At 66.7% G+C, this 12253-nt stretch carries 9 protein-coding genes; 4 read left to right on the forward strand and 5 right to left on the reverse strand.

Translation table 11 applies throughout. The features are described from left to right. Positions 1-8 precede the first annotated feature (8 nt). From U1872_RS14550 to U1872_RS14560, 3 genes are read right to left on the reverse strand one after another with little or no spacing between them, the layout of a single operon-like run. The gene (locus U1872_RS14550; protein ID WP_332793602.1) at positions 9-842 is read right to left on the reverse strand and encodes an SDR family NAD(P)-dependent oxidoreductase; all 834 of its coding nucleotides are present in this window, start codon (positions 840-842) and stop codon (positions 9-11) included. Continuing rightward, complete coding sequence (locus U1872_RS14555) at positions 839-1825, reverse strand: aldo/keto reductase (protein ID WP_332793603.1); 987 nt, start codon at positions 1823-1825, stop codon at positions 839-841. The genes U1872_RS14550 and U1872_RS14555 overlap by 4 nt, the downstream gene beginning before the upstream one ends. 25 nt (positions 1826-1850) lie before the next feature. Then, complete coding sequence (locus U1872_RS14560) at positions 1851-2855, reverse strand: aldo/keto reductase (RefSeq protein WP_332793604.1); 1005 nt, start codon at positions 2853-2855, stop codon at positions 1851-1853. Between the two features lie 109 nt (positions 2856-2964). On the opposite strand from U1872_RS14560, the gene U1872_RS14565 reads away from it, so the two are divergent. From U1872_RS14565 to U1872_RS14575, 3 genes are read left to right on the forward strand one after another with little or no spacing between them, the layout of a single operon-like run. After that, complete coding sequence (locus tag U1872_RS14565; protein WP_332793605.1) at positions 2965-3333, forward strand: DUF485 domain-containing protein; 369 nt, start codon at positions 2965-2967, stop codon at positions 3331-3333. Further along, on the forward strand, positions 3330-5033 hold the full coding sequence (locus tag U1872_RS14570) for a cation acetate symporter (protein ID WP_443025382.1): 1704 nt from the start codon (positions 3330-3332) through the stop codon (positions 5031-5033). Before U1872_RS14565 ends, U1872_RS14570 begins: the two co-directional genes overlap by 4 nt. A gap of 60 nt (positions 5034-5093) precedes the next feature. Beyond that, a complete protein-coding gene (locus U1872_RS14575) occupies positions 5094-8243 on the forward strand; it encodes a hybrid sensor histidine kinase/response regulator (RefSeq protein WP_332793606.1) in 3150 nt (1049 codons plus the stop codon). Between the two features lie 582 nt (positions 8244-8825). Here U1872_RS14575 and U1872_RS14580 read toward each other — a convergent pair. Both U1872_RS14580 and U1872_RS14585 read right to left on the reverse strand, forming a co-directional pair. Then, the gene (locus tag U1872_RS14580; protein ID WP_332793607.1) at positions 8826-9548 is read right to left on the reverse strand and encodes a hypothetical protein; all 723 of its coding nucleotides are present in this window, start codon (positions 9546-9548) and stop codon (positions 8826-8828) included. Between the two features lie 305 nt (positions 9549-9853). Beyond that, positions 9854-10945 carry a metallophosphoesterase gene (locus U1872_RS14585; protein WP_332793645.1) on the reverse strand — a complete coding sequence of 364 codons (1092 nt, stop codon included), beginning with the start codon at positions 10943-10945 and terminating at the stop codon, positions 9854-9856. A gap of 155 nt (positions 10946-11100) precedes the next feature. Between U1872_RS14585 and U1872_RS14590 the strand changes: the two genes are divergently transcribed. After that, positions 11101-11901: a SirB1 family protein gene (locus tag U1872_RS14590; protein WP_332793608.1), complete on the forward strand. Its 801-nt coding sequence runs from the start codon at positions 11101-11103 to the stop codon at positions 11899-11901. The last annotated feature ends 352 nt before the right edge of the window (positions 11902-12253 follow it).

Here is a 12253-nt window from a genome sequence, read left to right on the forward strand (position 1 = left end):
GCAGTCGCTCAGCCCTCCATGTACGCCGCAAAGGCATCGCGCCAATCGGGATGCCAGCGAGACAAGGCCGGGCGGTTCTCGGTCACGTCGCCCGCCGCCCAGGCGATCCGCTTCGCGTCCTGCGCTGGGGTCGTCTCGTTGTCGGGGCACAGGATGTAGAAATCGCCGCGCGCCAGTCGCTCGAGCAGGAACGCCGCGACCTGCTCCGACGACCAGGCGCCGGGCGGCTTTTCGGTAACGCCGGGCCGGGTCATCCCGGTGAAGGTGAAGCCCGGGATCAGCAGATGCGCCGAGACGCGCTCGCCGGTCCGTTCGCGCAGCGAATGCGCGAGCCCTTCGGTCAGCGCTTTCACGCCGGCCTTGCTGACATTGTAGGCGGTGTTGCCGGGCGGCTGGGTGATGCCCTGCTTCGATCCGGTGTTGATGACGAGCGCCGGGCCGCCCTGCTCGACCATCGCGGGGACGAAGCTCTGCACGCCGTGGAGCACGCCGAGCAGGTTGACGCCGAGTACGCTCTCCCACGCGGATGGATCGGCAAAGATGTCGCCGCCCGAGCCGACGCCGGCATTGTTCATCAACAGCGAGACGGGGCCATGATCGGCGGCGACAGCGCGGGCGAGCTCGCTCATCGCCGCGCGGTCCGATACGTCGACCGGATAGGATGCCGCCCCGTCGATCGTCGCGGCGGCGGTCGCCAGCGTCTCGGCCGAGCGATCGACCAGCACGACGCGCATCCCGGCGGCGGCGAAGGCGCGCGCACTGGCGAGACCGATCCCGCCGGCGGCACCGGTGACGACGGCGAGGTTGCCCGGTGCGATCGCGGCGAAGGCGGGCGCGCTCATTGGTCCACCGTCGCCATCGAGGCTGCGGGATAGCGCGTGCCCTCCGCGCTGCCGGGCGGCAGGACGGTGTCGATGTGGCGCAGCTCGTCTGCGCTCAGCGTCACGTCGAGCGCGCCGAGATTGTCGTCGAGATAGCGGCGGCGCTTCGTGCCCGGGATCGGCACGATGTCGTCGCCCTGTGCGAGTACCCAGGCGAGCGCGAGCTGCGCCGGGCTGCAGCCCTTGTCGGCCGCCATCGTCCGGATCGCGGCGACCAGATCGAGATTCTTCGCGAACGCCGCGCCCTGGAAGCGGGGATGCAGGCGGCGGCTGTCGCCCTCGGCCAAATCCTCGGGCGCGGTGAAGTGCCCGGTCAGGAAGCCGCGGCCGAGCGGGCTGTAGGGGACGAAGCCGATGCCGAGCTCGCGCACCGTCGGCAGCAGGTCGGCCTCGGGATCGCGGCTCCACAGCGAATATTCGGTCTGCAGCGCGCTGATCGGGTGGACGGCATGCGCGCGGCGGATCGTCTCGGGGGCGGCTTCGGACAGGCCGAGATAGCGCACCTTGCCGGCCGCGACGAGCTCGGCCATCGCGCCGACGGTATCCTCGATCGGCACGGCGGGGTCGACGCGGTGCTGGTAATAGAGGTCGATCACGTCGAGCCCGAGCCGCTGGAGGCTCGCGTCGCACGCCTGGCGGACATAGTCGGGGTGGCCGTTGATGCCGCGATGGCTGCCGTCGGGGCCACGGACATTGCCGAACTTGGTCGCGACGACGACCCATTCGCGCCGTTCGCGCACGACGCGGCCGACGAGCTCCTCATTGGCGCCGACGCCGTACATGTCGGCGGTATCGAGGAAGGTGACGCCGTGATCGAGCGCGCGGTTGATCGTCGCGACCGATTCGGCGTCGTCGCGCACGCCGTAGAAATCGGACATGCCCATGCAGCCCAGGCCGAGCGCCGAGACTTCGAGGCCCTGCTGGCCGAGTTTGCGGGTTTTCATCGTGAAGCTCCTGCGGTTGCGCGGATCAATTGGGGATGGCGGCGTCGGGGTGGAGAATATCTGCGGCGCGCAATTCCTCCCAGAAGGCGGGCGGGATTTTCGCGTGCAGCGCGGCGTGGTCGGCGAGGATGTGGTCTGGGCTCGCAGTGCCCACGATCAACGCCGAGGCGACGTCGGGGGCAAGGCTGAACTGCAGCGCGGCGGCGACGAGGTCGACGCCGTGCCGGCCGGCAACGGCGCGCAGCGTGGCGAGGCGCTCGCGCTTGTCGTCGGGGATCAGGCTGTTGTCGGGCCCGTAATTGTAGCGCGGCTCGCCGCCGAGGAAGCCGGCGTTGAGCGCCGAGCCGACGACGAAGCTGACGCCTTTCTCGCGCGCCGTGGGGAACACGCTCTCGACCGCGGTGGCGTGGTCGACCAGCGAATATTGGCTGGCAAGCAGATGCACGTCGCTGTCGGCCACCTCGAGGCAGCGCAGGATCGGCTGCGGGCAATTGACGCCCATGCCCCACGCATCGATCACCCCTTCGTCGCGCAACCGGGTCAGCGCGGGGAAGGCACCCTGTTCGGCGATCGGCCACAGCGTCTCCCAATCGTCGGGCAGGAAGGCGTTGTCGGGCGAGAGATCGTGGACGAACACGATGTCGAGCCGATCGAGCCCGAGGCGCTGCAGGCTGTCCTCGATCGAGCGCAGCACGCCGTCGGCGCTATAGTCGAAATGCGGCGTGTTGGGCGAGTTGGTGAAGGGGAAATAGTCTTTCGACCGGTTGTCGCGCGCGGCGCGCAGCAGCTTGCCGACCTTCGACGAGAGCACGAACTCCTCCCGCGGCTTGCGCGCGAGGAAGCGGCCGAAGCGCCGCTCGGCGAGCCCGAGGCCATACCACGGCGAGACGTCGAAATAGCGCACGCCCGCGTCCCACGCCGCGGAGAGCGTCGCTTCGGCCTGCTCGTCGGTGGCGAACTGGAATTCGTTGCCGATCGCGACGCCGCCGAGGCCGAAGTCGTGGGGCGGGCGGTAGCGTGCGCTAGCCATGGAGAAGCCTTTCGTCTGGAGAGAGCGCATAACGCCAGCCGCCGCGGCTTGGATCCGCCGCGACGCGCCCGGGCGTTGCCATCGGCGCGATCCTCGTTGATGGTGCGGCATGCCGACAGCCCCAGACCCGACAGCCCCAGACCCGACAGCCGCAAATATCGCCCCAGGGCCCGACCATGCGCTCGAGGCGCGGATCGCCGCCGACCCACGCTACATCGCGCTGGTCCGCGACCGGCAGCGCTTTTCCTGGATCCTCACCGCGATCACGGTGGTCGTCTACAGCAGCTTCATCTCGCTGATCGCGTTCGACAAGCCGTTGATGGCGCAGCCGGTCGGCGGCGGCACGACCAGCCTGGCGGTTGTGCTCGGCGTGGCGATGCTGATCGGCACGGTCGCGATCTGCGCGGTCTATGTCTGGCGCGCGAACGGGTCGTACGACGCGCGGCTCGCCGAACTGCTCGAAAGCGCGCGCGCGTGACGCCGAGCGTGTGGCGCAGCGCCGCCTTGCTCGTGCTGCTCGGCTGGGCGACGGGGGCGAATGCCGCGATCGGCGGGGCGATCGCGCGCCAGCCGACCAACTGGACCGCGATTCTGATGTTCGCAGGGTTCGTCGGGATCACGCTGTGGATCACCGGTGCTGCGGCGCGGCGGACGCGGACCGTGTCCGATTTCTATACCGGCGGCGGGATCACCGGCTTCCAGAACGGCCTGGCGATGGCGGGCGATTACTGCTCTGCGGCGTCGTTCCTCGGCATCACCTCGCAAATCTTCAACGACGGCTATGACGGGCTGATCTATGCGATCGGCTTCCTCGTCGGCTGGCCGATCGTGCTGTTCCTCGTCGCCGAAAAGCTCCGCAACCTCGGGCGCTTCACCTTCGCCGACGTCGCCTCGTACCGCTTTATGCAGGGGCCGGTGCGCAGCTTCTCGGCGGTCAGCACCTTGCTCGTCGTGTCCTTCTACCTGATCGCGCAGATGGTCGGCGCGGGGCAGCTGATCCAGCTGCTGTTCGGGCTGCCCTATCTCATCGCGATCATCGTCGTCGGCGGGTTGATGATGGTCTATGTCCTGTTCGGCGGCATGCGCGCGACATCGTGGGTGCAGATAATCAAGGCGGTGATGCTGCTGTGCGGCGCGACCTTCCTCGTGCTTGGCGTGATGGCGCATGTCGGCTTCTCGTTCGAGGCGCTGTTCGCGAAAGCCGTCGCGGTGAAGACCAAGCTCGCGCTCGAAAGCGGTCTGTCCGCCGGCGATGCCGCCGCCAAGGGCCGCGCGATCATGGGGCCGGGCGGGTTCATCAAGGATCCGATCTCGGCGCTGTCGTTCGGCTTCGCGCTGATGCTCGGCACGGCTGGCCTGCCGCACATCCTGATGCGCTTCTTCACCGTCCCCGATGCGCGCGAGGCGCGCAAGTCGATCCTGTGGGCGACGGTGTGGATCGGCTATTTCTACGCGCTGACCTTCGTGCTCGGCTTCGGCGCGATCGTGATGATCTCGTTCAACCCGGATTATGTCGATGCGGCGGGCGCGCTGCGCGGCGGCAACAACATGGCGGTGATGCACCTGGCGCATGCGATCGGCGGCAATCTGTTCCTCGGCTTCATCTCGGCGGTCGCCTTCGCGACGATCCTCGCGGTGGTCGCGGGGCTGACGTTGTCGGCGGCGTCGGCGATCAGCCACGACGTCTATGCCAGCGTGATCCGGAAGGGAAATGCCGATCCGGTCAAGGAATTGCGCGTCTCGCGGATCACGACGATCCTGCTCGGCATCGCCGCGATCATCCTCGGCGTGGTGTTCCAGAAGCAGAATGTCGCCTTCATGGTCAGCCTGGCGTTCGCGCTGGCGGCGTCGGGCAATTTCCCGGTGCTGGTGATGTCGCTGCTGTGGAAGGGCTGCACCACCCAGGGCGCGGCGTGGGGTGGCGCCATCGGCTTGCTCAGCGCATTCGTGCTGACGGTGCTGTCGCCGGTGATCTGGGTTGCGGTGTTCCACTTCGAGTCGGCGATCTTCCCGTACAGCTCGCCCGCGCTCTTCTCGGTGCCGGCCGGGTTCTTTGCGATCTGGCTGATCTCGACGCTCGACCGCTCGCCGCGCTCGGCGATCGACCGCGCGGCCTATCCCGAGCAGCGGTTGCGCTCGGAAACCGGGATCGGAGTGCACGCCGCAGCGGATCATTGAGGATCCGGCCAGAGCGCGCGCTTTGTTGACAGCGCTTTTGACCTCTCCCAGATGGTGACGATGGCGACCGACTCCTCGTTTCGAGAAATCCGCATCCCCGCAGAGCTTGATGGCATCATCGCCGATCGGCTCGCGACGGGTGATTATGGCGACGCCGGCGACGTCGTTGCCGCGGCCCTGACCCTGCTGCGCGACCGCGATGCGCCGGCGCGAGCGGATGCGCCCCGCGCCGCCTGGCCGCATGGCGGCGGCGAATGCGGAGCGCTCATCGGCGCGCGCGACTGGAGCGCGACGGCGCTCGGCGCGGTCGACGGCTGGTCGATCGAGTTGCGCACGACCGTTGCGAACATCCTCAACTCACCGGTCGCCAAGGTGCTGATGTGGGGGCCCGACCACATCATGCTCTACAACGACGCCTACCGCACGATTGCGGGCGATCGCCACCCGGCGGCACTGGGGAGCCCGGTCGCGACGGCATTCCCCGATGTGTGGCATTGGAACAAGCCGATCCTCGAGGCCGGGTTCCGCGGCGAGATCGCCTCGCATCGCAACCAGCCGATCGTGTTCGACCGGCCCGAGGGGCGCGAGACGCTGACGCTCGATCTGTTCTACACGCCGGTCTACGACGCGCGGGCGCAGGTCGGCGGCGTGATGTGCACGATCGTCGACAACAGTGCCCGCGTCGATGCCGAGCGGCGAGTCGCCGCCAGCGAGGCCGAGCTGCGCCGGGTGACCGATGCCGTGCCGATGCTCATCGCCTATGTTGACCGTGCGCATGTCTATCGTTTTGCCAACGGGACCTATCGCGACTGGCTTGGCGTCGATCCCGAATCGATGATCGGCAAGCCGGTCGCGATGGTGCTCGGCCAGACGCAATATGAGCAACGGCGCCCGTCGATCGAGCGTGGACTCGCGGGCGAGCGGCTGTCGTCGGAGACTATCCTGCTGCACCGCGACGGACGACCGCGCCGCAGCGAGATCCGCTACGTCCCGCACATCGAGGCCGACGGGTCGGTGCCGGGGGTGCATATCCTCGCGATCGACATCGAGGAGCGCGCCGAACGCGAGGCCGCGCTCGCCGCCAGCAACGGTCGTTTTCGCACCGCGATGGATGCGATCCACGGCGTCTTGTGGACCAACAGCCCCGACGGCCGGATGATCGGCGAACAGCCCGGCTGGGCGGCGCTGACCGGGCAATCGATCGCGGAATATCAGGGGTTCGGCTGGGCCGACGCGGTGCATCCCGACGATGCCGCGCCAACGACGCAGGCGTGGCTGAGAGCGGTCGCGACCAAGTCGATGTTCGTGTTCGAACACCGTGTGCGGCACCATTCGGGGACGTGGCGGACCTTCGCGATCCGCGGCCTGCCGCTGCTCGACGACGCCGGCGAGATCCGCGAGTGGGTCGGCGTCCACACCGACATCACGCACCAGCGCGCCGCCGAGGCATCGCTGCGCGAACAGGCCGAGCGTCTGGCGCGCGAGGCGCGGCACCGCAAGCGCGCCGAGGATCAGCTGCGGCTGCTCAACGAAGGGCTGGAAGCGCGCGTCATCGCCGAAATCGACGAACGCCGCCAGGCCGAGGCCAAGCTCGCCCAGTCCCAGAAGATGGAGACGGTCGGCAAGCTGACCGGCGGCGTCGCGCATGATTTCAACAATCTGCTCCAGGTCGTCTCGGGCAACCTGCAGCTGCTCGCCAAGGACATTGCCGGCAACGACCGCGCCGAGCGCCGCGTCGCCAATGCGATGGCGGGCGTCTCGCGCGGTGCCAAGCTCGCCGCGCAGCTGCTCGCCTTCGGGCGGCGACAGGCGCTTGAGCCCAAGGTGGTCAACGTCACGCGCTTCGTGCGCGGGATGGACGACATGCTGCGCCGCGCGATCGGCGAGGGGATCGAGGTCGAGACGATCGTCGGCGGCGGGCTGTGGAACACCTTCATCGATCCCGCGCAGATCGAGAATGCCTTGCTCAACCTCGCGATCAATGCGCGCGACGCGATGGAGGGACAGGGCAAGCTGACGATCGAGCTCGGCAACGCCGCGCTCGACGACGCCTATGCGCGCACGCATGACGAGGTGACGCCGGGGCAATATGTCATGCTCGCCGTGTCGGACACCGGCAGCGGGATGTCGCCCGAGGTGATCGACAAGGTGTTCGAACCGTTCTTCTCGACCAAGAGCGAGGGCAAGGGATCGGGGCTCGGCCTGTCGATGGTCTATGGCTTCGTCAAGCAGTCGGGCGGCCACGTGAAGATCTATTCCGAGGTCGGCGAAGGCACCACGATCAAGCTGTATCTGCCGCGCGCGATGCAGTCGGAGGATGTCGAGGTCGCGACCGACACCGGGCCGGTCGCCGGCGGAAGCGAGACGGTGCTCGTCGTAGAGGACGATGCCGAGGTGCGCGATACCGTCGTCGAGATCTTGTCGGACCTCGGCTACAGCGTGCTCAAGGCGGTCGATGCGGCGAGCGGGCTGAGCGTGATCGAGAGCGGCATCGCGATCGACCTGCTGTTCACCGACGTGGTGATGCCCGGCACGATGAAGAGCCCCGAGCTGGCGCGCAAGGCGCGCGAGCGGTTGCCCGACATCGCGGTGCTGTTCACCTCGGGCTATACCGAGAATTCGATCGTCCATGGCGGCAAGCTCGATGCCGGGGTCGAACTGCTGTCCAAGCCCTACACGCGCGAGGCGCTGGCGCGGAAATTCCAGCACGTCCTGGCCAACCAGCGGCAACGCAAGCTCGGCACGACACCGGCGGCGGGGGCGGGGGCGACGACGAGCCCGGCGCCACCCTCCGCCGCGCCCGAACCGGTGATGCAGCGCGGCACGATCCTGCTCGTCGAGGATGACGAGATGATCCGCCTCAACACCGCCGAGATGCTGCAGGAAAGCGGCTACGTCGTGATCGACGCGGCGAGCGCCGAGGAAGCGATGGCGGCGCTGCAGACCGTGCCGATCGATGCGCTCGTCACCGACGTCAACCTGCCCGGCCTGTCGGGCCCGGAGTTCGCCGACAAGGCACGCGCGTTGCGGCCGGAGGTGGGGATCGTCTTCGCGACGGGCGATACCGCAGCGGTCGACGCAGCGGTCGACGCGATCCTGCTCGCCAAGCCCTACGGCGCGCGCGAACTCGCGCTCGCGGTGGAGCGCGCGCTTGGCCAGGTTTCAGCGGATCCGCAGGTCGCCGACCAGCGGGTCAAGACGGCAGAGTAAGCGGACAGGCCGGCCGCAGGGCCGACGATCGGATCGTCGATCCGGTGCTTCTCGAGCGACAGCCCTCATGCTTCGTCGGGGAAGCATGAGGGGCCGTGCATCGTGATCTAGACCCGCACGTAACGGAAGTACCAGACCTTAATGAAATATTTCTTTTAAAGCTTTGAAATAACGTGATAAAATGGCTGTTTCGATAGCGCATTTTTGCTGAAGTAATCACCCGGTAATCACGGATCTCGATGTCTGATCGGTTCCTATCTCTCACCTTACCCAGGAATTTAGAACCTGATGGAAAGTGTAGGGTGGAACGCGGCCAGCCCGCTTTGAAGCACCGACATGGCATTTCCGGCCGTTTGGTCAGCTGCATCCTTACGGCCACGATCACGACTTTGGTTGGGGGGTGCAAATGTTGGCGGGGGTATTGCCGCTGTCGGTGAGCCTCATCCCGTGTGTCCCGCACAGATCGGCGGCAAACGCCTCAAGTCGGTCAGCGCGAGGTGAGGATCAGGCAATACTCCGTCTTCGCTAGCGCTGGAGCGGAGCCTTCATCCAAGGTGAACGCGCCGATTACCAGTGCGGTCGTTATACAGCGAGCCTTTCTGCGAACGCGACGACCGGTGGACTGAAGCCGATAGGGCCAGTCACCAACTGTAGCAGCGCCACCGCGCCCGCGCCCCACCAGTAGGCGGGATGAACCTGCCGGAGGACGATTAGGTCGAAAACGATGCCGACCATTATGTACAGCATGATCGCGGCGAACAGCGCAACGGGCGTGAAGGTGCCAAGCGGCAGCGGGCCGACCAGCCGCCCAATTCCTGGCGCGATAACCAGTACCGTCCCGCACAGCATCAGCCGCTTGTGCCATCCCGCGTGATTGCGCAGCCGAATCGCAGCAAAGGTGAGCGCGGCGAATCCGAGGATACCCAGGACGTCCATTACCAGGAAGAGGCCGAGCGGAAAGATGCCCGCGATACTGCCGCGCGCAATCGCCATCACGGTCGCCGCGATGCCAAGCGGCACCATCATCGTCGCGATCCCTGCACCCAGCCAGCCGAGCCGACGATGCAGTATGATGTTGTGGCCATCCACCACCAGCCAGTTCTGCACCACGTACAGGATGATCCAGGAGGTGAAAACGACTGCGTGGACATGCACTTGCCACGGGAAATCGGTGAACCAGACGTGGCCTACCACGATGTCGGAGCCGAAGCCCGCGACTGCGGTCGCAAACACCACAATCGACATGACAAAGAAGAACCGACGTTCCTCCGACATTCGGGTCGGTCGATGAAGTGCCGATGCCATGCCGCCTGCCCCTCGCGTCACTGGGTCAGCGACAGAATGCGCGCGGTTTTCGTGGAGAGCAATAGGAAGGGCTAGGGGGTGAAGGGCTAACGATCGGCATTCGACGATCGAAACAGCCGAAGGCCAAGTGATGCGATTAAAGGTAAATCGACGAGACGCCTCGCGCGCCGAACGATCGACGCGCTACGAGAACGAAAGTCCGGTCGTGGAAAGCTCGAAGCGAAACGTGATCCACCGGTTATGGGTCGTGTGCCGTTATATGCTCTATTCGGCCGTGATCTCGAGATGTCGCGGGCGCAGCTACCCTACACCGACCGTCGCAGCGTGATTCGCGTGATCTCGGATGGTACGCCGAGCCTGAGCGCGAAGCCCGGCCAAAGCCCGGTCCCGTTGCTGACGTAGAGCGCCATGCGGCCCACGTTGTAGAGTCCCGATACGAAACCCGCGTTGCCGCGCGCGACAAGCCGGTCGAGCCCGACAATCATGCCACCATGCGTATGTCCCGACAGCTGAAGCGCGACGCCGCGCGCCGCAGCGGCGCGCGCCTGGCGCGGCTGATGGTCGAGAAGGACGACGGGCGCCTCGGCGGGAGCGCCTTTCAAGGCGAGGCCGAGGTTGGGTGCGACCTCACCGACGCTCGGCGCGGATAGGTCGGTGACGCCGGCGATCACGAGCTGCGCGCCGCCGCGGCTTACGACAGCATGCGCGTTCGGCAGCATGCGAAAGCCCATGTCTGTCAGGTGTCGCATCCATGCACGGCAGTCGAAAAAATACTCGTGATTACCCGGAATCGCGTAGACGCCGTCCGGCGCGCGCAGGTCGCGAAGCGGTGCCACGTCGGTGCGGCGCATATCCACCGAGCCATCGATGAAGTCGCCCGTCACGGCGATCAGGTCGGCGCCGGTCGCGTTGGCACGATCGACGACGGCCCTTGCCCATGTGGCAGTGAACAGCCGGCTGATGTGCAGGTCGGTAAGCTGGACGATGCAGTATCCGTCGAAGGATGCCGGAAGGTCGTGGATCGCGACCGTCACGTCTCTGACAGGCGGAACACGCAACGCGTTGGCGACACCAATCGCGGAAACGAGCGCTGCCAGCGCCGCGGCGGCGAAGCGAAGCCCTGCGGGCTCGAGGACTATCTCTTGACGGACGAGCGTCGTCAGGAGGGTACCCAGGTCGAGGATCAGTTGGAAAACGGCGAGCAGCAGCAGCGCGCCGAATGCCCAGTTGAACAGTATGACGACTGGCCGCGGGAACTCGGGAGCGAACACCGAACCCGAGGAGATTCGGCTCCAGAGATGGAATTGCGAGGCGGCCAGCATCAGCAACCCGACCGGTAGCTTGGCCCAGAGCGGTAGCGGCAGCGGCCACAGCCAGCGGGCTAGGACGATCAGCATCGGCACAGCAAAGATCAGGTTGAAAATGATACCGACTCCAGGTTTCGAACGCGATTTCGCCTGTAAACGCGGCGTGTCGTCGAATGGCGATGAAAAAGCCGGCGGCGCCGCTGACGCCCGTTTCCATAATCACCCAGACTCCCCATCTGGATCGAATGAATGAAGACCTCAACCGTCTCGGCCTGATCGACGAGGAAGAGATCGCCCTCGATGACGCTGCCCTAACGCTGGCGCTGCTCGACCATCCCGGCACCGATCTCACGACCTATCACGACCTGCTCGACGCGATGGAGACCCGGCTGGATTTGGTCGGCGGTGACGCAGTGCCAGCCGCCGAGCGTGCCGACGCCCTGGCCGCAGTGCTCGCCGGGGAGTTCGGCTTCGCCGGCGACTCCGAGACCTATGACGATCCCGCCAATGCCGACCTCATCAGCGTCCTCGATCGTCGCCGCGGGTTGCCGGTGAGCTTGGCGATACTCTGGGTCGCGATGGCGCGTCGGCTGGGTTGGACCGCGAACGTGCTCGACCTTCCGGGCCACGTGCTCGTGCTGATCGGCGCGGAGGAGGCGCCGGTCATCGTCGATCCGTTCGCGAAGGGCGAGCGCGTGGGGGGCGAGCGGCTCGCCGCGTTAATCGCGGCGGTCGCCGGCTCCGGTCGCGCGGTGACGCACGTCGCGGCGATGCCGAACCGCGCCGTGCTTGTCCGCCTTCTCCAGAATCAGGCGTCGCGCGCCGAGCAGGCGGGCAGGGGCCGCCGTGCGCTCGAACTCTACGTTCGCATGACGACAATGGCACCGGCCTATCCGCACGCATGGTGGGAGCGCGCTCGGCTCGAGCTTGTCGACCATGAGATTGCGGCCGCGCGTGGCAGTCTCGGGGCGATGCTGGAGATCACGCGCGACCCGGCGTTGCGTCGCCGCGTGACGAAGACGCTCGACGCGCTTCCAGCGGACTGACCTGGCTGATCGCATCGGCAAGCGCTCCTAGCAGAGCTGCCGCTCCGCGTTCGACCGGAGGCGATCAGATGAGAGAGGACGCCGAGTTACGCAAGGGCTTCGAACAGCCGCGAGCCAGAAGAAGGGGTCGCCGAGCTCGGATTAACGATTGACCCGTACTGGGCCTCGGCAAACTCGTGCGGAGTGACCGATTATGGGTCAAGCGTGCGGAGGCGATCGGCTAGAGAACCGGTCACCCCGAAGTCCGCGTCAATCCATCAGCTTGCGCTGAAGGTAGGTCATCGTCAGCGCTGTCGTCCGGGCAGCCTGTTTCAGATCGGCACCTGCGCCGTGGCCGCCTTCGGTATTCTCG

The organism is Parasphingomonas frigoris (assembly GCF_036663815.1).
In the GTDB taxonomy this organism is placed as follows: Bacteria; Pseudomonadota; Alphaproteobacteria; order Sphingomonadales; family Sphingomonadaceae; genus Sphingomonas.

Excerpts from the sequence above, each read along its gene's own strand:
- U1872_RS14580 (WP_332793607.1), bottom strand. The coding sequence starts at position 9,548 with ATGGCATCGGCACTTCATCGACCGACCCGAATGTCGGAGGAACGTCGG.
- U1872_RS14575 (WP_332793606.1), top strand. The coding sequence starts at position 5,094 with ATGGCGACCGACTCCTCGTTTCGAGAAATCCGCATCCCCGCAGAGCTT.
- U1872_RS14590 (WP_332793608.1), top strand. The coding sequence starts at position 11,101 with ATGAATGAAGACCTCAACCGTCTCGGCCTGATCGACGAGGAAGAGATC.
- U1872_RS14555 (WP_332793603.1), bottom strand. The coding sequence starts at position 1,825 with ATGAAAACCCGCAAACTCGGCCAGCAGGGCCTCGAAGTCTCGGCGCTC.
- U1872_RS14585 (WP_332793645.1), bottom strand. The coding sequence starts at position 10,945 with ATGCTGATCGTCCTAGCCCGCTGGCTGTGGCCGCTGCCGCTACCGCTC.
- U1872_RS14565 (WP_332793605.1), top strand. The coding sequence starts at position 2,965 with ATGCCGACAGCCCCAGACCCGACAGCCCCAGACCCGACAGCCGCAAAT.
- U1872_RS14550 (WP_332793602.1), bottom strand. The coding sequence starts at position 842 with ATGAGCGCGCCCGCCTTCGCCGCGATCGCACCGGGCAACCTCGCCGTC.
- U1872_RS14560 (WP_332793604.1), bottom strand. The coding sequence starts at position 2,855 with ATGGCTAGCGCACGCTACCGCCCGCCCCACGACTTCGGCCTCGGCGGC.